The organism is Pantoea sp. LMR881 (genome assembly GCF_027157825.1).
GTDB classification, from domain to species: Bacteria; Pseudomonadota; Gammaproteobacteria; order Enterobacterales; family Enterobacteriaceae; genus Pantoea; species Pantoea haifensis.
Genome location: NZ_JAPVOK010000002.1, coordinates 2,123,310 through 2,147,489, shown reverse-complemented (window position 1 = coordinate 2,147,489; position 24,180 = coordinate 2,123,310). Strand labels below are relative to the sequence as shown.

The following is a 24,180-nucleotide window of genomic DNA, read 5'->3' as shown; positions in this document are numbered from 1 at the left end:
GCTTTATCGGATGGGTAATATGTCTGTCTTCGTCAAGATTAGTCCACTCGCGTGGGAGAGCCAGTTCTTTGGGCTGAACAGCGCACGACTTGATTTTGCAGGCGATCTGCCACTGGCGGTAGCCGTACAACATCCTTGTGCGCTGTTACAGATTAAAATCCCTGCTGAGCAACACGAAATCATAGATGCTGTGAATCAGCACGGTTTTCAGCTGGTTGAAGGCGAGGCGGATTTAGTTCTCAATATCAAGCGTACCGAGCGTCAGACCGGTGTTCGCATTGCGCGTGAGGCGCAAATCCCTGCGCTACGCGAAGCCGCTGCGCAGGCCTTTCGCCAGAGCCGTTTTCGTGCCCCTGGTATGCTAATGAAGCGAGTGGTCGTTTCTACGCGCAGTGGATCGAAAATGCGGTGCGCGGCACCTTTGATCATCAATGCCTTATTGCCTGTGATGAGGCGGGCACGCTCCAGGGCTTTGTTTCGTTGAGAGAAGTTGATGGCGATGCGCGTATTGGTTTGCTGGCGGTGCTGCCAGCGGCGCAGGGCAGCGGCGTCGGTCAGCGATTAATGCTGGCGGCGGCAGACTGGGGACGGGTGCGGCAACTTGAGCGTCTGCGCGTTGCAACGCAGCTCAGTAATCTTACGGCGATGCGCCTCTATTTACGCAGCGGTGCGCGGCTGGAAAGCACGGCGTACTGGTTTTACAGGAAAGGTCATGATCCCATTTAATGCACCCCCGGTCACAGGCACCGAAATCGACTACATGCAGTCGGCGATGAGCAGCGGCAAACTGTGCGGCGATGGGGGGTTTACGCGTCGCTGCCAACAGTGGATGGAGCAACGATTCGGCAGCAGAAAAGTTTTACTGACGCCTTCCTGCACCGCATCGCTCGAGATGGCGGCACTGCTTGTTGATATTCAGCCGGGTGATGAAGTCATCATGCCGAGCTATACCTTTGTTTCCACCGCCAATGCCTTTGTATTACGTGGTGCAAAAATTGTTTTTGTCGATGTACGCCCTGACACGCTTAATATCGACGAAACCCTCATCGAAGCCGCGATTACTGAAAAAACCCGCGCCATTGTCCCGGTGCATTATGCTGGCGTGGCCTGTGAAATGGACACCATCATGGCGCTGGCGGCGAAGCATAAGCTGTTTGTTATTGAAGATGCGGCGCAAGGGGTAATGTCACGTTACAAAGGACGCGCACTGGGAAGCATCGGACATATTGGCTGCTTTAGTTTCCATGAAACCAAAAACTACACGGCAGGCGGTGAGGGCGGTGCGACCTTAATCAATGACGCCAGCCTGGTGGAACGTGCCGAAATCATTCGGGAGAAAGGCACTAACCGCAGCCAGTTTTTCCGTGGTCAGGTCGATAAATATACCTGGCGCGATATGGGTTCCAGCTATCTGATGGCCGATTTGCAGGCCGCTTATCTCTGGGCACAACTGGAAGCTGCTGAAAAAATCAATCAACGGCGTTTACGCCTGTGGCAACGTTATCATGACGCTTTACAGCCTTTAGCTGTGCAGGGCCGCATTACATTGCCAACCATTCCTGCCGACTGCCAGCACAATGCGCATATGTTCTACATCAAGTTGCGCGATCATGACGATCGCCAGGCAGTGATCAACTGGATGAAAGAAGCGGAGATCCTGACCGTCTTTCACTACATTCCGCTACACAGTTCCCCGGCAGGAGAGCGTTTTTCGCGCTTTTTTGGCGAAGATCGCTTCACTACTCAAGAGAGTGAACGCCTGCTGCGGCTGCCGCTGTTCTACAATCTGACAGACAATAACCAGAATACCGTGATCAGTTCTCTGTTGAGCTTCTTTTCCTGATGTCGTTAGCCAAAGCTTCAGTGTGGACGGCCTCGTCTACACTGGTCAAAATTGCCACAGGTTTGCTGATAGTAAAATTGCTGGCGGTCAGTTTCGGACCCGAAGGGGTGGGGCAGGCAGGAAACTTTCGCCAGTTGATCACCGTGCTGGGCGTACTGGCGGGTGCGGGTATTTTTAATGGCGTAACCGCTTACGTTTCGCAATATCAACAGCAGCCTGAGCGGTTACGCGCGGTGGTGGGCACGGCTTCAGCAATGGTTCTGGGCTTTTCGACTGTGCTGGCGCTGCTGTTTTTGCTGGCCGCTGCGCCAGTCAGCGAGGCGCTGTTTGGCCACGATCGCTATCAGGCAGTGGTGCGTGTGGTCGCGTTTCTACAGCTTGGTATCGCCTGGGCCAACCTGACGCTGGCGTTACTCAAAGGCTATCGGGATGCGCGCGGCAACGCGCTGGCAGTAATATTTGGCAGTTTAATCGGCCTCGCGGGCTACCTGTTGTGCTGGTGGCTTGGTGGTTATCAGGGGCGCTGACAGGTTTAGCACTGGTGCCAGCCCTGCTTTTGCTTCCGGCGCTGGTGATACTCAAGCTGCGCGTGCCGTTGCCACTGCGTTGGTTGCGTCCTCAGTGGCAGCCCGATCTGGCCCGAAAGCTGGCTAAATACACCCTGATGGCGCTAATTACTGCTGTTACCTTACCTGTCGCCTGGGTGATGATGCGTAATTTGCTGGCAACGCAAGCGGGATGGGCGCAGGTAGGTTTATGGCAAGGCGTGACCAGCATTTCTGATGCTTATCTGCAGTTTATCACCGCCACTTTTAGCGTCTGGCTGTTACCAACGCTGGCGCGACTGGAGCATAAAGCGGATATAGCGCGGGAAATTGGTCGTGCGCTGCGCTTTGTATTACCTGCTGTTGCCGCGGCCAGTTTCTGCGTCTGGCTGATGCGCGACGTGGCGATCAGTCTGCTGTTTTCCGAAGCCTTTCGCGGCATGCGCGATCTGTTTGTCTGGCAGTTATGCGGTGACGTGTTCAAGGTTGGTGCTTACGTATTTGGCTATCTGGTGATCGCAAAAGCCTCGCTACGTTTTTATGTTTTGACGGAAATAAGCCAGTTCATTCTACTGACGCTGTTTTCTCGTTGGCTCATACCATTGCAGGGTGCGACTGGCGCTGCGCTTGCTTACATGTTCACCTATGTGTGTTATTTCGCCCTGTGCTGTGGCGCTTTTATCATTTATTGCCGGAAAAAATGACTTTAATTCACGTTTTGGGATCGGATATTCCCCATCACAACAACACCGTGTTGCGCTTTTTCAACGATCTGCTGAGCGTTGAGCAACCGACCGTTGCACCACGCCATTTTATGGTAGTGTCACAACAGCCTGAAAGTTTGCAGGCGTTCAGCGCGCTACATATCGAAATATTTAACAGTAAAAAATCGCTGGCGCAGACGCTTATCCAACGCGCAAGAAATCGCAAACAGCGTTTCTTTTGCCATGGACAGTTTAATCCGTGGATCTGGCTGGCGTTGCTCAGTGGCAGGCTACACCGCTCGCAACTGTACTGGCATATCTGGGGCGCTGATCTCTATGAAGATTCACGCAGCCTGAAATTTCGGCTGTTCTACAGACTACGCCGTATGGCGCAGGGCAAACTGGCCCATGTCTTTGCCACACGTGGCGATCTGCACCATTACCAGCAACGTCATGCCCGCGTGCCGACATCGCTGCTCTATTTCCCTACTAAAATGCCGACGGCGGCAGTAAAGGCTGAACCGGCGGAAACCTTCACAATTCTGCTGGGAAATTCAGGCGATGCCAGCAATCGACACATTGAAGGGTTAAAAGCGATACGTGCGCAGTTTGGCGAGCAGGTGAAGATTGAGGTGCCACTTGGCTATCCACCTGATAATGATGCTTATATTGAGCAGGTTAAAACGGCGGCGGACGCGCTGTTTCCCGCCGGACAAGTGCGCTTGCTACGAGCCAGTCTGGCGTTTGATGATTATTTAAGCCTGCTTGCGCGCTGCAATTTAGGCTATTTTATGTTCGAGCGTCAGCAAGGCATTGGCACGTTATGTCTGCTGATACAAGCCGGTGTGCCGTTTGTCCTTAATCGTAAAAACCCGTTTTGGCGCGATATCAGTGAGCAGCAGCTTCCGGTGCTGTTCAGTGAAGATCCGCTCAATCCTGATGTGGTGGCAGAAGCGCGACGTCAGCTGGCAGGCTGTGACAAACAGGCCATAGCCTTTTTGCCCCGGGCTACCTGGCGGGCTGGCGCACGGCATTACGCCTTTGCGAAGAGGAACCTTCATGAGCCTGATGCAGTTTAGTGGTCTGCTGGTGGTTTATCTGTTGTCACTCGGTTTTATCCTGACATTGACCTGGCAGGAATTTAAGCGGGTGCGTTTCAACTTCCATCTTTTCTTTACTTTATTGTTTCTACTGACCTTCTATTTCGGTTTTCCCTTGTCCTGCCTGTTGGTTTTTCGTTTCAACACCGGGATTGTGCCAGGGAATTTTTGCTACAGGCGCTGCTGTCGGCGGGGACGTTTTACGCTATTTATTACGTCAGCTATAAAGTGCGGCTCAGGTCCGTGAATACACCGCCTGCTAAACCCTGGCTACAGATGAATCGTGTTGAAACGCATCTGACCTGCGTCATTCTTGCATTGGTGGCGTTAAGCACCGTTACGGTGTTTTTTCTGCACAATGGTTTTTTGCTTTTCAGGCTGACGGCTTATAACCAAATTTTTTCCAGTGAAGTTTCTGGTGTGGCGCTAAAACGCTTCTTCTATTTCTTTATTCCGGCCATGCTGATCCCCTATTTTCTGCGGCCATCACAGCGCAACTGGCTGCTGTTTCTGATCGTAACTGTCGCGTTCGGCCTGTTAACCTATGCGCTGGTGGGCGGTACGCGCGCTAATATCATCATCGCCTTCGCGCTGTTTCTGTTTATTGGCATTACGCGCGGCTGGATTACCTTATGGATGCTGGCAATGGCAGGTGTAATGGCTATCGCAGGCATGTTCTGGCTGGCGCTGCGGCGTTACAACCTCGACGTGATGGGTGATGAAGCGTTTTATACCTTTCTCTATTTAACGCGCGATACCTTTTCGCCCTGGGAAAACTTAGCTTTGCTGCTGGAAAACTACTCTAAGATTGAGTTTCAGGGGCTGGCGCCGCTGTGGCGCGATTTCTATGTCTTTATTCCGGGCTGGTTGTGGCCAGATCGTCCCGCTGCTGTCCTGAACAGCGCCAACTATTTTACCTGGGAGGTTCTCGACAACCATTCCGGGCTGGCGATATCACCGACGTTGATCGGTTCGCTGCTGGTGATGGGTGGCGTTTGGGCAATCCCATTGGGTGCAGTGGCGGTGGGCATGATTATTAAGGCTTTCGATGCACTGTATACGCGAGGTCGTAATGAAACCAATCGCTACAGTGGCGCCGTTTTGCAAAGTTTTTGTTTTGGTGCGGTGTTCAACATGATTGTACTGGCGCGTGAAGGGCTGGATGCGTTTGGTTCACGCGTGGTATTTTTTTGCGTTATTTTTGCCGCCAGTCTGGCAGTGGCAAAATTGCTTTATTGGTTACTGGATCGCGCCGGGTTGATTCGCAGCCGCGCAGTGCGGGCGTTACAGAGCACATCCTGACCGCTTTTGGGAATGACGGGAAGTAGTAAACGATATGACAAAGTTACCTGACACGCCACAGTACGAGATTCGTGGTGTTGCGCTCTATGGCTTCGACAGTATGTCGTCGTTTGTTGATTTCCTCATGCCAGCATCAGGTGTGCGCAGCGGTACGCTGGTCGCGATTAATGCGGAAAAGATGCTGACGGCTGAACAAGATGAAGGTTTGCGATCCCTGCTGCAACACGCCGAGTTCAAATATCCTGATGGCATCAGTATTGTGCGTTCGATTCGCAAAAAATATCCCTGTGCGGCAGTGCAGCGCATTGCGGGTGCTGATTTGTGGGAGGCGCTGATGGAGCGTGCAGGACGCGAAGGAACGCCTGTGTTTTTGCTTGGTGGCCGTCAGGCGGTGCTGAATGAAACCTGTGACAAACTGCGCCGCCAGTGGAATGTGAACATCGTAGGCGCGCAAGATGGTTATTTTACGCCAGCCGATCGTGATGCACTGTTTGCCCGCATCGCTGCCAGTGGCGCAAAGCTGGTGACCGTGGCGCTGGGCTCGCCGCGTCAGGAGTTGTTAATGCGTGATTGCCGTTCCCACTGGCCGCATGCGCTTTACATGGGAGTAGGCGGAACCTATGACGTTTTTACCGGGCATGTGAAGCGTGCGCCCAAAATCTGGCAAAATCTCGGGCTGGAGTGGCTTTACCGGCTTATCCGGCAGCCCAGCCGCCTGCGCAGACAACTCAAACTGATCCAGTATTTGCGTTATCACTGGCGTGGCGATCTTTGATATCGCTGATAAATGCGGCATTTTTTTGCGGCTGGCGATGATAATTGCTCTAATTCTCGACGAAATGCACAAAGCGTAAGCAAACGCATTTTTTTATTGAAAAAGCACTAGACAGGATGGTCGCTTATCTCTAGTATGCACATCCGCAACGGCGCTACGCGCCCGTAGCTCAGCTGGATAGAGCGCTTGCCCTCCGGAGGCAGAGGTCTCAGGTTCGAATCCTGTCGGGCGCGCCATTAACTTTGTGCGCAGGAGCTGCGGTGGTTTCATTACCGCGTTAGTAAGAAGTAGAGAATTAGATGGTGTAGGTTTTAGCTTGCAACATTAAGTACAGTGGTGGCTATAGCTCAGTTGGTAGAGCCCTGGATTGTGATTCCAGTTGTCGTGGGTTCGAGTCCCATTAGCCACCCCAGATTTTGCTGGGAAACGCGAAGGTGGCGGAATTGGTAGACGCGCTAGCTTCAGGTGTTAGTGTCTTAACGGACGTGAGGGTTCAAGTCCCTCTCTTCGCACCAGGCAAAAAGAATAAAAAATCGGCGAGTAGCGCAGCTTGGTAGCGCATCTGGTTTGGGACCAGAGGGTCGGAGGTTCGAATCCTCTCTCGCCGACCATTTTAGAAACCTGCTTCTCTGGAAGCAGGTTTTTTTCGCCTGTAGTAAAAGGATGAGGACCTCCGAAGGAGGTTTGAGCCGAGCGTAGCGAGACAACGTTGCTTCAGCAACGGCCCGCAGGGCGCTTCTCTCAGAGAAGCGTCATCCTCTCTCGCCGACCATTTTAGAAACCTGCTTCTCTGAAGCAGGTTTTTTTCGCCTGTAGTAAAAGGATGAGGACCTCCGAAGGAGGTTTGAGCCGGGCGTAGCGAGACAACGTTGCTTCAGCAACGGCCCGCAGGGCGCTTCTCGCAGAGAAGCGTCATCCTCTCTCGCCGACCATTTTAGAAACCTGCTTCTCTGAAGCAGGTTTTTTTCGCCTGTAGTAAAAGGATGAGGACCTCCGAAGGAGGTTTGAGCCGAGCGTAGCGAGACAACGTTGCTTCAGCAACGGCCCGCAGGGCGCTTCTCGCAGAGAAGCGTCATCCTCTCTCGCCGACCATTTTAGAAACCTGCTTCTCTGGAAGCAGGTTTTTTTCGCCTGTAGTAAAAGGATGAGAACCTCCGAAGGAGGTTTGAGCCGAGCGTAGCGAGACAACGTTGCTTCAGCAACGGCCCGCAGGGCGCTTCGCTGGCTGCGGCCTCGACCTCATCGCGATGTTTCCTCATCTAACGGGCTTTTTGCCCGCCTGCATATGCCATAGACAACTTATTAAATTCTGCAGTAATCGCCTGGAAGACAGCTTATCTGTTTTCAGCAACGCGATTTCAGCGGGTGTCGTTAATATGAGACGAATAAGCCGTTGATTTAGAAATTATTGAGGTGGATTTTCACAGATTGTCGCTTAATCGAGACAGAAGGGACCTTGTTGTCGCTTTAAGAAGACAGTTTTTACAAGCAACAGGCTGTTGATTAAGGCGTAATCGTTATAACTAACGGATAAATAAGCTGTTTGCAGAAGTAATGACTTTTTGGCACGCTTTATGCAATAATTCAGATGTAGATGCTCATTCCACCCATTATGTTTGCTGATGCGACATAAACCTGGGAATGACGCAGAGCCAATTTTGGGTACCTGTTGTCTGACCTGCCTGTATCGCGCAAGCTTTACAAGACCAACAGACACTACGTTGAGTCGGGTACCTTCCAGTTGTCTTACCGACCTGATCTTACACCTGCTTCTGGCAGGTGTTTTTTTATCTGCTGTTTATCCCGTGACAGGCAAAAAAAAGCCGGGCGAACCCGGCAGAGATAATCAGACGTTGGGATTATTTTTCAACGTAAGCAGTAAACCTTCGCGACGCATTTTTGCGGCCTCTTCCGGACGATGCAATCGATCATAAGCATCAGCCAGCCAGGCATAATCAAATGCATCAGGACGCTGCGCCAGCGCCTGTTGCAGTGCATCGGCAGCCTGCTGCCACTCACCATGACGCATCAGCAACTGACCCAGCGTACTGTGCAGCAGCGGCGTTGCGCCATGCTGTTTAATCTGCTGGCGTAACGCTTTTTCCAGGGCTTCCGGATTTCCGCTTTTGATACGCGGCATCAGCAATACCAGGCGATCGTCGTAATGGCGCTTCAGGCCGTCCAGCACAATTTCTTGTGCAGTATCATGGTCATTACACTCGATGAGATGATCTGCCATCGCCACCTGTAACGCCGTCTCCTGGCGTGTTTTACGACTTAAATCGCTCCACCAACGCTTCAGACCGTCACTTCCCTGGTCCGCCATGGCCTGGTTCATCAAACCGAGCCAGGCCTGCTGTTGCAGTGCAGAACGTTGCTCTTCACTGCATACCTGCGCTTTCTGCATTGCAGGTAAAATATCCAGCAATGCACCCCAGGCCCCGGTGCGGATGTAAGCTTGTTCAGCAAGACGCAGCACTTCCGGATGCCGCGGCGCGACTTCCAGCAAGCGATCAATGCTGTGGCGAGCCGCATGATCTTCATTACGTGCTAACTGAATGCGCGCGCGAGTGATTTCCACAGGGATCATCTCTTTATCCGACAGTTCAGACGCGCGCTCCAAATGCTGATTCGCACGGATTTCATCGCCGCGTTGTTGGGCCGCTTCTGCTGCCAGCAGATAATTTGCGACCGGCACATCAGCGTGATCGGCATCCTTAGAGAGCAGCTTTTCTACCTGCTTATGGTCGCCTTCAGCCAGCTTCATCAATGCCGACTGGGTGTGGCGTTGTGCACGACGACGCTTGCGGCCAGTAAACCAGCCACGGGTGCGGGCGCCTGTGCGGAACAGGCGGCGCAGCAGCCATTCCACGGCCAAAATAATCAACAGGCTGATAATCAAAATGATAACCAGGCCCGTCACGCTGGTTTCAATATTCCAGTTGTCGGTTTGGATCAGGACGTAGCCCTGGTGACCTGCGATCATCGGTCCGAGGGCAATGCCCGCAATCAGCAGTACAAAAAGAATAAATACCTTGAGCATGCTTAGCCTCCCTGCTGATTAGGATTAGCAGCAACAGAAGGTTGGGCGAGCAGGTTGCGTACGCGCGTTTGCATCAACTGTTCCAGCAAAGGCTGACTATCGAGGCTTTCTGGCAGATCCATATTAATACTCTGCTGGCTTAGCTCATCCAACTGCGCAAGGAACGCTTTTGTTGCCGCATCGTTGGTGTCATACCAGGCGCGGACCCAACTGGAAACGGTATCGATGGATTGTTTATAAATCTCATCCTGATGACGCGGCACGGCCTGGGCAGCAATCAGCAGGCGTGAACGAATATTTTCGCGCAGATACACATCCTGATTAGGGGCCAGCAACGGCTGAGCGGTATTATCGCGGCGACGGATGGTAATGAAATCATCCATGAAATTGTGCCAGCTTTTCACCAGGTTTTGACGCCATTCGCGTACCGAGCTGGAGAGTTCGCCACCGTCGCTGTCCATCGGTGCATCATCACTGTCATTGTCAGCCAGACGTAAATTGTCTACACCGTTCGACAGCTGATTCAGCTTGAGGATGATCCCGTCATAGTCGATCTGGCTGACTCCTGACAGCGTACCGATATCCTGTGTCAACGCACGACGCACATTCATCACGCTCGGATCATTCATGTCAGCCAGGCTGGCATCTGCACTTTTCAACAGTGCAGCCGCCGTGGTGACATCCTGATCGCTCCACAGTTTGCGGCCCGCCAGTTTTACCAGGTAATCTGCCTGCGCCAACAGCCAGCTACGGAGGTCATTACCGGAGATTACTGCCATTTTTTCACGCAGCGTTTCCAGTTCTTTGGCGGTGTTCGCCTGCTGCGTCTGTGCGGTCTGCAGCGCGCTTTCGGCGCTGGTAAGTTGCTGAGTTAACTGCTGCTTATCATTACTGGCCTGCTGTTGCAGGGCGCTTAACTGTTCGCTCAGGTTCTGATTAGTTTGTGCCTGTAAATCAGCCTGATGTTTCCCATTGAGGTATAAACCGGCACCTACCGCCAGCGCGATAACTATCGCCACCGCACCCAGCACCATGCCACCGTTTTTATTGTTACGCGGTGATTGATTGCTGGAGGAAGGAGAGTGATCAACCGCTGGGGTGGTTTCTTCAACCATGGCGGAGGAGTCTTTTTGTTCCGTCATATGTGGCACATCCCATTGTTAAGTTCAGCGTAACGCGCGCAACAGCGCGTCGTTATCGGCACCATCGGCTACCTGAATATCCTGCCAACCCAAATTCGCAGCCAGGGTAGCCAAACGTTCACTGACGACCAACAGTCGACAGGTAAGCAACCATTCCTCGCGGTCAATTGCGGGGAACAGCGAAAAAAGCTGCTGTAACATTTCGCCGCTGGTCACCACTAAGGTGGTAATCCCGCGTTCGCGCCAGCGTTTACCTTCAATTGCGCCGTCATAATGCTTCTGACAGCGTTGATAACATTCGCTAAATGTGACTTCAGCACCACGACGACGCAGCGTTTCAGCCAGCAATTCGCGCCCGTGATTCCCTCGCAGGATCAGGGCGCGCTTATGCGCGACCTGCTGCAGCGCATTCAGCTGGATTAATTCTTCACTGGTTTCCTGCGCGTATGGATAAGTAACGTGCAGGCCACTGATGGTATGAAACGCCAACGCGGTGCTACGACCAATTGCATAATAGTCTACGTCGACGGGCCATGCTGCGCCTGCATGCTGCATGGCGGGATGCGCAAAATGAATAACCTGCTGTGACAGCATAAAAACCAGATCGCCGGGACGTAAAGCCGCCAACTGCTGTGGCAAGCGATCGCGATCGCCACCCGGCGCGAATTCTATCAGCGGCAGGCTCCACGCCTGCTTACCCAGTGCCTGAAGTCGTGTGACTAACTCTGCGGCAGCGGGTTCCGGGCGGGTCACCAGAATGGTCATGCAGGCGGTTGCCCCTGATAAACATCTTGCAGAATTTTACGTGCGCCGCCGTTTAGCAACTCTTCCGCCAGTGAAACGCCCATCTGCTCAGCCTGATCGCGTGGACCACGGCGTTCACCGCTGACGATGACGCTGCCGTCAGGCGCACCAACCAAACCACGCAGCCACAGCTGATCGTTTTCTAATACGGCAAAACTGCCAATCGGCACCTGACAACCGCCTTCAAGACGGGTATTCATTGCGCGTTCCGCTTTGACACACACAGCGGTATCGTCGTGATTCAGCGCCTGCAATAAACCGATCAGCGTGCTGTCATCCAGTCGGCATTCAATACCTACCGCGCCCTGGCCGACGGCAGGTAACGAAACTTCAGCCGGTAACGGCTGACGTATGCGATCTTCCAGGCCTAAACGCTTTAATCCTGCCGCTGCGAGAATGATGGCATCATATTCACCGGCATCCAGCTTGCTCAGGCGTGTTCCTACATTGCCGCGCAGGGTTTTGATGATTAAATCAGGGCGGCGTGCGCTGATTTGACACTGACGACGCAGGCTTGATGTGCCAACAATCGCGCCCTGTGGCAGCTCATCAATCGAAGCATAATGATGAGATACAAACGCATCGCGTGGATCTTCGCGTTCGCAGATGGTTACCAGCCCCAGACCTTCGGGAAAATCTACCGGCACATCTTTCATTGAATGCACCGCCAGATCGGCACGATTTTCCAGCATTGCCAGTTCGAGTTCTTTTACGAACAGGCCTTTGCCCCCCACCTTAGCCAGCGGCGTATCAAGAATGATGTCACCTTTTGTGACCATCGGAACCAGCTCAACACGTAAGCCAGGATAGGCGCTCATGAGGCGCTGCTGTACATATTGTGCCTGCCACAAAGCGAGCGGGCTTTGTCTTGTAGCAATTCTGAAAATTTTGTCTAACATGCTGTTAACCATTTTGATCGTTCACTGAATATCCTATCATCGTTAGGGGAATGCTGTCAGTTTCAACGAATTGAAAACGGCTGGCACTCGGATTTGGCCCGTTTTTTATTGGGTTAAGGTGTAAGTCAGAGTCCGAAAAGGCGGGAAGCCAATCAGAACGTGCTAAACTGTTAAGTAGCGCAACTTTCTTTACGGTCAATCTTTCGAGTGATAGATTGATCACGTTTCCTGCAAAAATCTGCACGATATCTTTATTATTAAGCGGCAGATTTGGAAACAGGGTGCTTAAACACTAGGACAATCAGGCGAAACGTCTTGTACCTCTACATTGAGACACTGAAACAGAGACTGGATGCCATCAACCAGCTACGTATCGATCGTGCGCTGGCTGCCATGGGACCCGCTTTCCAGCGCGTCTATAGTCTGCTGCCAACCTTATTACATTATCAACATCCGCTGATGCCGGGTTACCTTGAGGGTAACGTTCCACATGGCATCAGCTTCTTCACGCCTGATGAAAATCAGCATCGGCTACTGGCTGATTTGACCAGCGATGATGATCTGACTCAGGCCGATGCGCCCAAAGGCGAAATGCCGATTATCGGCATTTACTCAATGGGCAGCACTTCCTCTGTAGGCCAGAACAGCGTGTCAGATCTCGACATCTGGGTGTGCCATCAGTCCTGGCTTGATAATGAAGAACGCCTCAATCTCCAGCGAAAATGCACGCTTTTGCAAAAGTGGTGCGTGTCGATGGGCGTTGAAGTCAGCTTCTTTCTTATTGATGAAAACCGCTTCCGTCATAACGAAAGCGGCAATCTCGGTGGTGAAGATTGCGGTTCTACCCAACATATTTTGTTGCTGGACGAATTTTATCGCACGGCGGTGCGCATGGCAGGCAAACGTATTCTGTGGAATATGGTGCCGGGTGAAGAAGAACACCATTACGATGATTACGTCATGTCGTTGTATGCCAAAGGTGTGCTGACGCCAAACGAATGGCTTGATTTAGGTGGCCTCGGCACGCTGTCGGCTGAAGAGTATTTCGGCGCCAGCCTGTGGCAGCTCTATAAAAGTATCGATTCGCCCTACAAAGCCGTATTGAAAACCCTGCTGCTGGAAGCGTATAGCTGGGAATACCCCAATACGCAGCTACTGGCGATGGATATCAAACAACGTCTGCACGACGGTGAAATCGTCTGTTTTGGCCTTGATCCTTATTGCATGATGCTGGAGCGCGTCACGCACTATTTGACCAGCGTTGACGATCAGGCGCGGCTCGATTTGGTGCGCCGCTGCTTCTATCTCAAAGTGTGTGAAAAACTCACCAGTGAAGAGCACTATCATCGTTCAGGCTGGCGACGTGAAATTCTGTCGCAGCTGGTCAGAGAGTGGGGCTGGGACGACGAAAAATTAGCGATTCTTGATAACCGTGCGGAATGGAAAATCGAGCGCGTGCGCGAAGCGCATAACGAATTGTTAGATGCGATGATGCAGAGCTATCGCAACCTGATCCGTTTTGCCCGCCGCAACAATTTAAGTGTCAGCGCGAGTCCGCAGGATATTGGCGTGCTGACACGTAAATTGTACGCCGCATTTGAAGCCCTGCCGGGTAAAGTCACATTGGTGAATCCTCAAATTTCACCCGATTTGTCAGAAGACAATCTGACCTTTATTCACGTGCCACCGGGCCGCGCCAATCGTTCTGGCTGGTATCTGTATAATCAGTCACCCGACATGAGCTCGATTATTAGCCATCAGCCGCTGGAATATAACCGCTACCTGAACAAGCTGGTGGCATGGGCCTGGTTTAACGGCTTACTGACCAGCAAGACCCGTTTGCACATAAAAGGTAATGAGCTGTGTGATCTGGCACGTTTGCAGGAGCTGGTGAGTGATGTTTCCAGCCATTTCCCGTTGCGCTTGCCTGCACCTACGCCAAAAGCACTTTACAGCCCGTGTGAAATCCGTCACCTGGCGATTATCGTCAATCTGGAGCACGATCCGACTTCGGCGTTCCGTAATCAGGTGGTGCATTTTGATTTTCGTAAGCTGGATGTGTTTAGCTTCGGTCAACAGCAGCAATGCCTGATCGGCAGTATCGATCTGCTCTATCGCAATTCGTGGAATGAAGTACGCACGCTGCATTTCAGCGGCGAGCAGGCGATGATTGAAGGATTGAAAACCATTCTGGGAAAAATGCATCAGGATGCTGCGCCGCCAGATACGGTTGAAGTTTTCTGTTACAGCCAGCACCTGCGTGGCCTGATCCGTACCCGCGTGCAGCAACTGGTGTCTGAATGTATCGAGCTGCGTCTGTCGAGCACACGTCAGGAGCCGGGACGCTTCAAAGCGTTGCGTATGGCAGGCGAGACGTGGGGCTTGTTCTTTGAACGCATGAGCGTGTCGGTACAAAAACTGGAAAACGCCGTCGAATTTTATGGCGCGATCTCCAACAATAAGCTGCATGGCTTATCAATCAAAGTTGAAACGAACCAGACGCCGTTGCCGTCAGTGGTAAACGCCTACGCGAGTGAAGGCATCATCCAGTTCTTTTTTGAAGACACGACCGACGAGCGTGGCTTTAATATTTATATTCTGGATGAGACTAACCGGGTTGAGGTTTATCACCATTGCGAAGGAAGCAAAGAGGAGTTGGTACGCGACGTCAGTCGTTTCTACTCCTCTTCGCACGATCGCTTTACCTACGGCTCCAGTTTTATCAACTTTAACCTGCCGCAGTTTTATCAAATTGTGAACACGGGCGAGCGTTTCCAGGTGATTCCGTTCCGGAGTCAAACTCTGACGCAGTTGTGCGCATCCCAACCCGATAACGACCACGGCAATTATCAGCCACGTTATCAGATGCATTGATTTTGGCAGGCCGTGCGTGGTAAATGCCCGGCCGCCATCTTTGCTGCTTGTCACAACGCTCACGCTATTTGCGGGCATTTCCTGTTGCTTTTCCAACTTCAACTGCGATGATAAGCATCCAGGTAAAGGACACGAAGAGCATAAAGAATGAAGAAAGTAATTAGCCTGTTGGGGCTCGCCCTGGTGTTAACAAGCCTTGCAGGCTGTGGGTTGAAAGGACCGCTTTACTTCCCGCCACAGGATCAGCCCAAAAGCCAGAAAACGCCCACTGAGACGCAAAAAACAGAAGCCTCCAAAGCGGATGTAGGCGGATTGGTCACAGGCGATTCAGGCAGCACCCAAGCGAACTAACACAATGGCGCATTCGGCGGAGCAAAAAATGCAGTTCTCCAAAATGCACGGCCTCGGCAACGACTTCATGGTTGTGGACGCCGTCACGCAAAATGTCTTTTTTCGCCTGAACTGATTCGCCGTCTGGCCGATCGTCATTTGGGTATCGGCTTTGATCAGTTGCTCATCGTCGAGCCGCCTTACGATCCCGATCTCGATTTTCACTATCGAATATTCAATGCCGACGGGAGTGAAGTGTCGCAGTGCGGCAATGGCGCGCGCTGTTTTGCCCGCTTTGTTCAACTGAAAGGGTTGACCAACAAAAGCGACATTCGCGTCAGCACTCAGGCGGGCCGCATGGTATTAAGCGTCACGCCTGACGATCTGGTGCGCGTCAACATGGGCGAGCCTGACTTTGAGCCACAGCAGGTGCCGTTCCGCGCCAACAAAGCAGAAAATCTTTATCTGCTGCGCGTCGCGGAACAAACCGTGATGTTTGGTGCGGTGTCGATGGGCAATCCGCACTGTGTGATTCAGGTTGAAAGCGTAAAAACGGCACAGGTTGAGATACTCGGCCCGATTCTTGAAAGCCATGAACGCTTTCCGGAGCGCGTTAACGTCGGGTTTATGGAAGTGGTTAATCCTGAGCACGTTCGACTGCGCGTTTATGAACGCGGCGCAGGTGAAACTCAGGCCTGTGGCAGCGGCGCCTGTGCCGCTGTCGCTTGTGGCATTCAGCAAGGTATTTTGGCAGCCAAAGTGCGTGTTGATCTGCCTGGCGGTACGCTGCATATTGCCTGGAAAGGGCCGGGTCAGCCGCTGTTTATGACCGGCCCAGCCACACACGTCTACGATGGGTTTATTCATCTATGAAAAATATCGAAGAGCAGGCCGATAACACGGTTCTGCTGGACGATCAGGCCGTTACTGATTATCTGCGGCAAAATCCCGATTTCTTTATCCGCAACGCTCGCCAGGTAGAACAAATGGCAGTGCCGCATCCGGTGCGTGGTAGCGTATCGCTGGTGGAATGGCATATGGCGCGCCAGCGCAATCATATTCAGCAGCTGGAAGAAGAGATCACGCTGCTGATGGAGCAGGCGACCAACAATCATCAGCTGTTTGATCGTTTGCTGTCGCTGCAAAGCCATTTAGCCGCGGCCGACTCGCTGCAGGAAATGTTGAATCGCCTGCATCGCTGGGCACGTGAGTTGGGTTTAGCGGGCGCCAATATTCGTCTGTTTAGTGATAAATGGCAGCTCGGCGCGCCTTCTGACTTTATTCAGCTTGGCCTGTCTCGTCAGGCATTTGAGCCGTTACGCATTCAGCGTTTCGGTAACGAACAACATTACCTTGGCAATATCAATGGCCCGGAGCTGCTGCTGCTGCTGCCGCAAGCTAAAGCGATTGGATCGGTTGCCATGTCGCTGATGGGCGAAGGCGGTGATTTAGGCGTGCTGATTTTTAGCAGCCGCGACAGCCAGCATTATCAGTCCGGTATGGGAACATTATTGCTGCAGCATTTGTCGCAGATGATGCCCGACTTGCTAACGCGCTGGGTAGAACGCGCATGAGCAGTCCGCTGCAGGATGCTGTTGATGGTTTTTTGCGCTATCTGAAAGTCGAGCGCCAGCTCAGCCCGTTGACGCAAAGTAACTATGCGCGGCAGCTTGCGGCGCTGGTAGCCATCGCAGATGAGATGAAAATCACAGCCTGGGCGCAGCTGGAACCGGCTCAGGTACGCAGTATGGCGGCGCGCAGTCGCCGTACTGGTCTGTCGGCCAGCAGTCTCGCGCTGCGTCTCTCTGCATTGCGCAGTTTTCTTGACTGGCAGGTCAGCCAGGGCATGTTGAGCGCCAATCCGGCTAAAGGCATTGCAACCCCGCGTAAAGCACGGCATTTACCCAAAAATATTGATGTTGATGAAGTTAATCAACTGCTGGAAATCAACCTCGACGATCCGCTGGCGGTACGTGACCGCGCTATGCTCGAAGTGATGTATGGCGGTGGTTTGCGTCTCTCCGAACTGGTGAATATGGATTGCCGCCACGTCGATCTGGCGTCGGGGGAAGTGTGGGTAATGGGTAAAGGCAGCAAAGAGCGCCGCGTACCGATTGGTCGTACTGCCGTCACCTGGCTCGAACACTGGCTACCGCTGCGCGACAGTTTTAACAGCGAGACTGATGCCCTGTTTTTATCTTCTCGTGGGCAGCGCATTTCGGCGCGCAATGTACAAAAGCGTTTTGCCGAATGGGGTATCAGGCAGGGCGTGGCCAGCCATATCCATCCACATAAATTGCGCCACTCTTTCGCGACCCATTTACTGGAATCGAGTGGTGACCTGCGTGCAGTGCAGGAGTTGCTCGGCCACGCTAACCTGGCAACCACACAAATTTATACCCATCTCGACTTCCAACATCTGGCTTCGGTGTATGATGCTGCGCATCCCCGCGCCAAACGAGGAAAGAAAGAATGAAGTTTTACCGTCCCCTGCGTGCCATTAAAGCCATTACCTTCGACCTTGATGACACGCTTTATGACAATTATCCGGTGATCCGTAAAACCACTGCGGAATCTCACGCTGCGCTACAGGCTTACCATCCGTCATTGCGTGACTTTACGCCGGAAGCCTATCAGTTGCTGCGTGACGAACTGCTGCTGCGTGAGCCGGACATCGGTCATGATGTCTCTGAGTGGCGACGCCGTTCAGTTGAACTGGCCATGCTAAATGCCGGGCTATCGGCGGCAGAGGCCTTGACCGGAGCGGCGCAGGTGATGGAGGTTTTTCATCAGTGGCGTAGCCAGGTTGACATGCCGGAAGAGACCCATCAGACGTTGAAAATACTGGCTGAAAAAGTTCCCCTGGTGGCGATCACTAACGGCAATGCGCAGCCTGAAAAGCTGGGTATAGCGGATTACTTTCAATTTGCACTGCGCGCCGGCCCAGATGGCCGTGCAAAGCCGTGGATGGATATGTACCACGTTGCCGCAGAGCGGCTGAACATTGAGCCGCAGCATATCCTGCATGTGGGTGACGATCTCACCAGTGATGTGGCAGGATCGTTGCGCTGCGGCATGCAAGCCTGCTGGATTAACCTGCGTCAGGGCAACCTGATGCACATCAACGATGCGCGTTTACTGCCGCACGTTGAAATTTCGCGGTTGGCATCGCTGACCTCACTGTTATAATGGCTGTAAATATATCCAGTCGTATCCATTACCTTTAGCTTGCAAAGGCGTTAGCTTCGCGTGTTTATCCGGGTCACTTACCTTCCTGGCTGCACACGCTTTCTGCCTTGCTGCAAACCGAAAGATTCAGGATACAAACTACATTTTTTCTTTTGTACACGGTGCTTATGGACGTTTCTGAACTGCTCGACGGTTTGAATGACAAACAGCGTGAGGCCGTAGCGGCTCCACGCAGTAACCTGCTGGTGCTGGCAGGCGCGGGCAGTGGAAAAACGCGAGTGCTGGTACATCGTATCGCCTGGCTGTTATCGGTAGAAAACTGCTCACCTTATTCAATCATGGCAGTGACGTTTACCAATAAGGCGGCAGCGGAGATGCGCCATCGTATCGATCAGCTGATTGGCACCAGCCAGGGCGGTATGTGGATTGGTACTTTCCACGGCCTGGCGCACCGCTTACTCCGTGCGCACCACCTTGATGCTAATCTGCCGCAGGATTTCCAGATTCTCGACAGTGAAGATCAGCTGCGCCTGCTAAAACGCCTGATTAAAGCAATGAATCTGGATGAGAAGCAGTGGCCTGCTCGCCAGGGCATGTGGTACATCAACGGTAAAAAAGATGAAGGGCTGCGACCAAAGCATATTGAAAGCTATGGTAATCCGGTCGAGCAAACCTGGCTGCGCATCTATCAGGCCTATCAGGAAGCCTGCGATCGCGCCGGTCTGGTTGATTTTGCCGAGCTACTGCTACGTGCTCATGAACTCTGGCTCAATAAGCCTCATATCCTTAATCACTATCGCGAGCGTTTTACAAACGTTCTGGTGGATGAATTTCAGGACACTAACAATATCCAGTATGCGTGGATCCGCATGCTGGCGGGCGACAGCGGTCGGGTCATCATCGTCGGCGATGACGATCAGTCAATTTATGGCTGGCGTGGCGCGCAGGTTGAGAACATTCAACGCTTCTTACAGGATTTCCCTGCTGCGGAAACCATTCGTCTTGAGCAAAATTACCGTTCGACCAATAATATCCTGAAATCGGCTAATGCCCTGATTGCCAATAATAATGGCCGCCTGGGCAAAGAGTTGTGGACCGAGGGCAGCGACGGCGAGCCGATCTCAATTTACTGCGCCTTCAACGAACTGGACGAAGCGCGTTTTGTTGTCAATCGCATCAAAGCCTGGCATGAAAAAGGCAATGCGCTGGTAGACTGCGCCATTCTTTATCGCAGCAACGCCCAGTCGCGCGTGCTGGAAGAGGCCCTGCTGCAAAGCAGTATGCCGTATCGTATTTATGGCGGCATGCGCTTCTTCGAACGTCAGGAAATTAAAGATGCGCTGGCTTATCTGCGCCTGCTGGCCAACCGCAATGATGACGCTGCCTATGAGCGCGTAGTGAACACGCCCGCACGCGGCGTCGGCGATCGCACGCTGGATGTGGTACGCCAGACAGCACGCGAAAAACAGCTCACGCTGTGGCAAGCGACGCGCGAATTATTGCAGGCCAAAGCATTAGCGGGACGCGCTGCGTCGGCACTGCAACGCTTTTGTGAATTAGTCGATTCGCTGGCAACCGAAACCGCTGAAATGCCACTGCATGTGCAAACGGATCGGGTAATCAAAGACTCCGGCTTGTGGTTGATGTACGAGCAGGAAAAAGGCGAAAAAGGTCAGGCCCGTATTGAAAACCTTGAGGAACTGGTGACGGCGACGCGTCAGTTCAGCTATCAGGACGAAGATGAAGATTTGATGCCGCTGCAGGCCTTTTATCGCACGCCGCGCTGGAAGCGGGTGAAGGACAGGCCGATAAATGGCAGGATGCCGTACAGTTGATGACGCTGCACTCGGCGAAAGGCCTGGAGTTTAGCCAGGTATTTATCGTCGGGATGGAAGAGGGCATGTTCCCCAGCCAGATGTCGATCGATGAGGGTGGACGGCTGGAAGAGGAACGCCGCCTGGCCTACGTTGGCGTGACGCGAGCGATGCAGAAACTGACGCTGACCTACGCGGAAACACGTCGTTTATATGGCAAAGAAGTTTATCACCGGCCTTCACGCTTTATTGGCGAACTGCCAGAAGAGTGTGTAGAAGAGGTGCGTTTACGCGCCAGCGTGAGCCGTCCGGTGAGCCACCAGCGAATGGGTACGCCGCTAGCCAAAAATGACAGCGGTTTTGCGCTGGGTCAGCGCGTAAAACACTCGAAATTTGGTGAAGGCACCATCATTAATCTGGAAGGCAGCGGTGAGCACAGTCGGCTTCAGGTGGCGTTTCAGGGGCAGGGAATCAAATGGTTAGTGGCAGCTTACGCCAAACTGGAAACCCTTTAGCCACCGGTTGACGACTTTTTCGTCTCAGCGTAACATGCGCGCACTATTATCATGAGAGGACAATGCCTTGGACACGCCCAGTCGATGCTGGCTCGATTACCTGGTTAACAGGAATAACATCTAAGGCTACCTCTTTACGCGGGTAGCCTTAGCGGTTATCAGCGACCTCCCTTTCTTATCCCGTCGCATGAGTCAGCACTGATTTACCCTTGAAACGTGAGTTTCCGTGTTCAGGTGTAAGCCTTGCCCGTCCGTCTTTCGGCGCACGGTGTCATGGCTTGTCCCATTACATTTGCAATGGGGAGTATTGCTATGCTGAGCGCATTTAAACTGGATAACAGCCGCCTGACGCGCCTGGAACTGGAAGATGAAAACCACAAACTGACCACCTCGGTCTGGGTCGATTTAATCGAACCGGAAGAGGACGAACGTGAGCGCGTTCAAAGCGAGCTGGGTCAGAGCCTGGCGACTCGCCCGGAACTGGAAGACATCGAAGCCTCTGCGCGTTTCTTCGAAGATGAAGATGGCCTGCATATCCACTCGTTTTTCTTTTATGAAGATGCCGCCGATCACGCCGGTAACTCTACCGTGGCGTTTACCATTCGCGAGGGCCGTTTATATACGCTGCGTGAACGCGAGCTGCCCGCGTTTCGTCTCTATCGCATGCGCGCCCGTAATCAAACGCTGATGGATGGCAATGCCTTCGAACTGCTGCTTGATCTGTTCGAAACCAAAATTGAACAGCTGGCGGATGAAATTGAAAACATCTACAGCGCGCTGGAAAAGCTCAGCCGCATCATCATGGAAGGCCAGCAAGGCGAAGAGTACGATCTGGCCCTGTCGCGTCTGGCGGAGCTGGAGGATATCGGCTGGAAGGTTCGCCTGTGCCTGATGGATACGCAGCGCGCGCTGAATTTCCTGGTGCGTAAGGCGCGTTTACCGGGTAATCAGCTGGAGCAGGCGCGTGAAATCCTGCGCGACATCGAATCGTTGCTGCCGCATAACGAATCCCTGTTCCAGAAGGTTAACTTCCTGATGCAGGCCGCGATGGGCTTTATTAACATCGAGCAGAACCGCATCATTAAAATTTTCTCGGTAGTTTCTGTGGTATTTCTGCCGCCAACGTTGGTGGCATCAAGCTACGGTATGAACTTTGAGTTTATGCCTGAGTTGAAGTGGAGCTTTGGTTATCCGGCGGCAATTGGTCTGATGATCCTGGCCGGTTTAGCACCCTATCTCTATTTCAAACGTAAAAACTGGCTGTAATTTTTGTTACGGGCCGTTTATCGCGGCCCGTTTTGCTGGCTCCTGCTCGCGAATCTGCGTAATCTGAACGCTCTTTTTCTTAATAGATTCAATCCTTATGGCCTCTCTTTCGTTGCGTGCGCAGTGGATAGTGCTGTTGTCGGCATCCGTACTGTCAGGTGCACTGTTGCAGATTTTTCATGTACCTGCCGCGCTGTTGCTGGGACCGATGATTGTTGGCGTGGTAATGGGATTATCGGGCGCCACGTTACGTATTGATAAACGCTTTTTCTGCTGGCGCAGGCGGTTCTGGGCTGCATGATTGCACAAACATTATCGCCTTCGATCCTGACGCCATTGCTACAAGACTGGCCGGTGGTATTAGCCGTATTGCTACTGACGCTGGCTGCCAGCGGCTTATCCGGTTTTTTACTGGTGCGCTTCAGCCATTTACCCGGACCAACTGGCGCGTGGGGATCGTCACCTGGCGGCGCGTCGGCAATGGTGGCGATGGCGGGTGATTTTGGTGCCGACGTGCGGCTGGTGGCATTTATGCAGTACCTGCGCGTACTGTTTGTGGCGACAGCGGCGGCAATCGTTGCGCGCATCGGGCTTGGCGATGCGGCACATAGCGTTTCACTTGTCTGGTTTCCACCGCTGGATCGCGGCTTTCTGGTCACGCTCGGTGTCATGTTCGCAGGGGCGTGGCTGGGAACGAAATTACGCATCCCTTCGGGCGCGTTATTGCTGCCTGCACTGGTTGGTGCCGGGTTGCATTCAAGCGGTATCGCGATGTTACAGGTGCCGGAATGGCTGCTGGCGCTGGCGTATGCGCTGATTGGCTGGAGTGTCGGACTGCGTTTTACTCGCCCGGTTTTTCTGCTGGCGCTGCGCACTTTGCCGCAGATGATCATCTCGATTATTGGGCTAATGCTCTTGTGTGGCGGGTTAGCCTGGATGCTGACGCAGGTGCTGCATATTGATTTGATGACGGCTTATCTCGCCACCAGTCCCGGCGGGCTGGACACGGTGGCGATCATTGCAGCAGGCAGTCGGGTGGATATTGCTTTTGTGATGGCGCTACAAACGCTGCGCCTGTTCACCATTTTGCTTACCGGCCCGGCTCTGGCTCGCTTTATCTCACGCTATGCGCACGCGAGCGCGAACTGAATACATCAGGGCATCAAAGATAAAAACCAGTAACGCCAGCCAGATGAAGCCGAACGTCACCATTTTATCGGGCGTGATGGTTTCACCATAAAACAGCACGGCCAGTAAAAACATCAGCGTTGGGCCGAGATACTGGAAAAAGCCCACGGTAGAAAGACGCAGACGGGTGCAGGCAGCCGCAAACAACATAAGTGGAATGGTGGTGATGATGCCAGCAGCCACCAGTTTAAGATTGAGACTCAGCGGATTTGCGCTTAAATGGCTGGTGCTGCTGTCAGCGAAACCAAACAGGTAGATAGCGGCCAGCGGAAACAGCCACAGCGTTTCGATCAGCATGCCGCTTTGCGCATCGACCTGAATTTTCTTTCGCACCAGTCCGTAAAAAGCAAAACTCAGCGCCAGGCCAAGGGCAATAACCGGTAATGAACCAAACCGCCATAGCTGCACCAGTACGCCCGCCGCTGCCAGCGCAACGGCCAGCCACTGCAAGCGCCGGAAGCGTTCGCGCAGGAACAGCATGCCGAGCACCACATTAATCAAGGGATTAATAAAGTAACCGAGGCTGGCTTCCAGCATATGTTGATTGTTTACCGCCCAGATAAACAGCAGCCAGTTACCGCCAATGGTTAATGCGGTGACGGCCAGAATCAGCACTTTTTTCGGCTGGCGCAGCACGCTTCTGACGTGTCCCCAACTGCGACTCAGCGTAATTAACAGCAGCATAAACAGCGCAGACCAAATCACGCGATGCGTCATGATTTCTGCTGGCGGCACCTCTTTCACCAGCTTGAAATAAGCGGGTGCAATGCCCCAAATAAAATAAGCACCAAGAGCAAAGCCAATGCCCTGGCGCGTTTGTTGCGTATCCATAGACCATCCGAAAAAC

14 protein-coding genes, 4 tRNA genes, 4 other RNA genes and 7 pseudogenes are annotated in these 24,180 nt (G+C 52.9%); 24 read left to right on the top strand and 5 right to left on the bottom strand.

The genetic code is table 11. The features are described 5' to 3' along the window. The first annotated feature begins 19 nt into the window (after positions 1–19). The 14 genes and pseudogenes from rffC (at position 20) to O3W44_RS11855 (ending at position 7,517) form a co-directional block, all read left to right on the top strand. Positions 20–726, top strand: a pseudogene (rffC, locus tag O3W44_RS11925) (dTDP-4-amino-4,6-dideoxy-D-galactose acyltransferase). Continuing rightward, positions 713–1,843 (top strand): dTDP-4-amino-4,6-dideoxygalactose transaminase, encoded by a 1,131-nt coding sequence (gene rffA / locus O3W44_RS11920; protein WP_269293231.1) that lies wholly within the window; start codon positions 713–715, stop codon positions 1,841–1,843. The pseudogene rffC and the gene rffA overlap by 14 nt, the downstream one beginning before the upstream one ends. Further along, positions 1,843–3,092, top strand: a pseudogene (wzxE, locus tag O3W44_RS11915) (lipid III flippase WzxE). Before rffA ends, wzxE begins: the two are co-directional and overlap by 1 nt. Then, a pseudogene (locus O3W44_RS11910) lies at positions 3,089–4,155 on the top strand (TDP-N-acetylfucosamine:lipid II N-acetylfucosaminyltransferase). The pseudogenes wzxE and O3W44_RS11910 overlap by 4 nt, the downstream one beginning before the upstream one ends. Further along, a pseudogene (gene wzyE / locus O3W44_RS11900) lies at positions 4,152–5,494 on the top strand (ECA oligosaccharide polymerase). Before O3W44_RS11910 ends, wzyE begins: the two co-directional pseudogenes overlap by 4 nt. A 34-nt stretch (positions 5,495–5,528) precedes the next feature. Further along, a complete protein-coding gene (gene wecG, locus O3W44_RS11895; protein ID WP_269293230.1) occupies positions 5,529–6,269 on the top strand; it encodes a lipopolysaccharide N-acetylmannosaminouronosyltransferase in 741 nt (246 codons plus the stop codon). A gap of 158 nt (positions 6,270–6,427) precedes the next feature. Then, positions 6,428–6,505: transfer RNA gene (locus tag O3W44_RS11890), tRNA-Arg, on the top strand. 100 nt (positions 6,506–6,605) lie between these two features. After that, positions 6,606–6,681: transfer RNA gene (locus O3W44_RS11885), tRNA-His, on the top strand. A gap of 16 nt (positions 6,682–6,697) precedes the next feature. Next, positions 6,698–6,784: transfer RNA gene (locus O3W44_RS11880), tRNA-Leu, on the top strand. A 19-nt stretch (positions 6,785–6,803) separates the two neighbouring features. Then, positions 6,804–6,880 (top strand) — tRNA-Pro (locus O3W44_RS11875). A gap of 31 nt (positions 6,881–6,911) precedes the next feature. Then, positions 6,912–7,041: non-coding RNA, RtT sRNA (locus tag O3W44_RS11870), on the top strand. Between the two features lie 30 nt (positions 7,042–7,071). After that, positions 7,072–7,201, top strand: a non-coding RNA gene (locus tag O3W44_RS11865) — RtT sRNA. A gap of 30 nt (positions 7,202–7,231) precedes the next feature. Further along, positions 7,232–7,361: non-coding RNA, RtT sRNA (locus O3W44_RS11860), on the top strand. 31 nt (positions 7,362–7,392) lie between these two features. After that, a non-coding RNA gene (locus O3W44_RS11855) (RtT sRNA) lies at positions 7,393–7,517 on the top strand. Positions 7,518–8,115: 598 nt separating this feature from the next. Here the strand turns inward: O3W44_RS11855 and hemY are convergent. Genes hemY through hemC form a run of 4 tightly spaced genes read right to left on the bottom strand, consistent with a single transcriptional unit; the run spans position 8,116 to position 12,157 of the window. Then, the gene (hemY, locus tag O3W44_RS11850) at positions 8,116–9,312 is read right to left on the bottom strand and encodes a protoheme IX biogenesis protein HemY (protein ID WP_269293229.1); all 1,197 of its coding nucleotides are present in this window, start codon (positions 9,310–9,312) and stop codon (positions 8,116–8,118) included. A 2-nt stretch (positions 9,313–9,314) separates the two neighbouring features. Beyond that, positions 9,315–10,454, bottom strand: coding sequence for a uroporphyrinogen-III C-methyltransferase (hemX, locus tag O3W44_RS11845; protein WP_269293228.1), 1,140 nt, complete (start codon positions 10,452–10,454; stop codon positions 9,315–9,317). 24 nt (positions 10,455–10,478) lie between these two features. After that, the gene (gene hemD / locus O3W44_RS11840; protein WP_269293227.1) at positions 10,479–11,219 is read right to left on the bottom strand and encodes a uroporphyrinogen-III synthase; all 741 of its coding nucleotides are present in this window, start codon (positions 11,217–11,219) and stop codon (positions 10,479–10,481) included. After that, on the bottom strand, positions 11,216–12,157 hold the full coding sequence (hemC, locus tag O3W44_RS11835) for a hydroxymethylbilane synthase (RefSeq protein ID WP_269293226.1): 942 nt from the start codon (positions 12,155–12,157) through the stop codon (positions 11,216–11,218). Before hemC ends, hemD begins: the two co-directional genes overlap by 4 nt. Positions 12,158–12,472: 315 nt before the next feature. Between hemC and O3W44_RS11830 the strand changes: the two genes are divergently transcribed. The 10 genes and pseudogenes from O3W44_RS11830 (at position 12,473) to O3W44_RS11790 (ending at position 23,294) form a co-directional block, all read left to right on the top strand. Then, on the top strand, positions 12,473–15,031 hold the full coding sequence (locus O3W44_RS11830; RefSeq protein ID WP_269293225.1) for a class I adenylate cyclase: 2,559 nt from the start codon (positions 12,473–12,475) through the stop codon (positions 15,029–15,031). A gap of 147 nt (positions 15,032–15,178) precedes the next feature. Next, complete coding sequence (gene lptM, locus O3W44_RS11825) at positions 15,179–15,382, top strand: LPS translocon maturation chaperone LptM (protein WP_269293224.1); 204 nt, start codon at positions 15,179–15,181, stop codon at positions 15,380–15,382. 28 nt (positions 15,383–15,410) lie between these two features. Continuing rightward, positions 15,411–16,234, top strand: a pseudogene (gene dapF / locus O3W44_RS11820) (diaminopimelate epimerase). Further along, complete coding sequence (locus tag O3W44_RS11815; protein WP_269293223.1) at positions 16,231–16,935, top strand: DUF484 domain-containing protein; 705 nt, start codon at positions 16,231–16,233, stop codon at positions 16,933–16,935. The pseudogene dapF and the gene O3W44_RS11815 overlap by 4 nt, the downstream one beginning before the upstream one ends. After that, entirely contained in the window at positions 16,932–17,837 is a 906-nt protein-coding gene (gene xerC / locus O3W44_RS11810) for a tyrosine recombinase XerC (protein ID WP_269293222.1), read from the top strand. Before O3W44_RS11815 ends, xerC begins: the two co-directional genes overlap by 4 nt. After that, positions 17,834–18,550, top strand: coding sequence for a 5-amino-6-(5-phospho-D-ribitylamino)uracil phosphatase YigB (yigB, locus tag O3W44_RS11805; RefSeq protein WP_269293221.1), 717 nt, complete (start codon positions 17,834–17,836; stop codon positions 18,548–18,550). Before xerC ends, yigB begins: the two co-directional genes overlap by 4 nt. 167 nt (positions 18,551–18,717) lie before the next feature. Then, a pseudogene (gene uvrD / locus O3W44_RS11800) lies at positions 18,718–20,879 on the top strand (DNA helicase II). Positions 20,880–20,946: 67 nt separating this feature from the next. Continuing rightward, complete coding sequence (gene ysgD / locus O3W44_RS24975; protein ID WP_419776112.1) at positions 20,947–21,003, top strand: YsgD/CorL family protein; 57 nt, start codon at positions 20,947–20,949, stop codon at positions 21,001–21,003. Positions 21,004–21,191: 188 nt separating this feature from the next. After that, positions 21,192–22,145 carry a magnesium/cobalt transporter CorA gene (gene corA, locus O3W44_RS11795; RefSeq protein ID WP_269293219.1) on the top strand — a complete coding sequence of 318 codons (954 nt, stop codon included), beginning with the start codon at positions 21,192–21,194 and terminating at the stop codon, positions 22,143–22,145. 97 nt (positions 22,146–22,242) lie between these two features. Continuing rightward, positions 22,243–23,294 (top strand): annotated as a pseudogene (locus O3W44_RS11790) (AbrB family transcriptional regulator). On the opposite strand, the gene rarD reads toward O3W44_RS11790, so the two are convergent. Then, the gene (gene rarD / locus O3W44_RS11785) at positions 23,265–24,164 is read right to left on the bottom strand and encodes an EamA family transporter RarD (RefSeq protein ID WP_269293218.1); all 900 of its coding nucleotides are present in this window, start codon (positions 24,162–24,164) and stop codon (positions 23,265–23,267) included. The pseudogene O3W44_RS11790 and the gene rarD overlap by 30 nt on opposite strands. Positions 24,165–24,180: the final 16 nt, after the last annotated feature.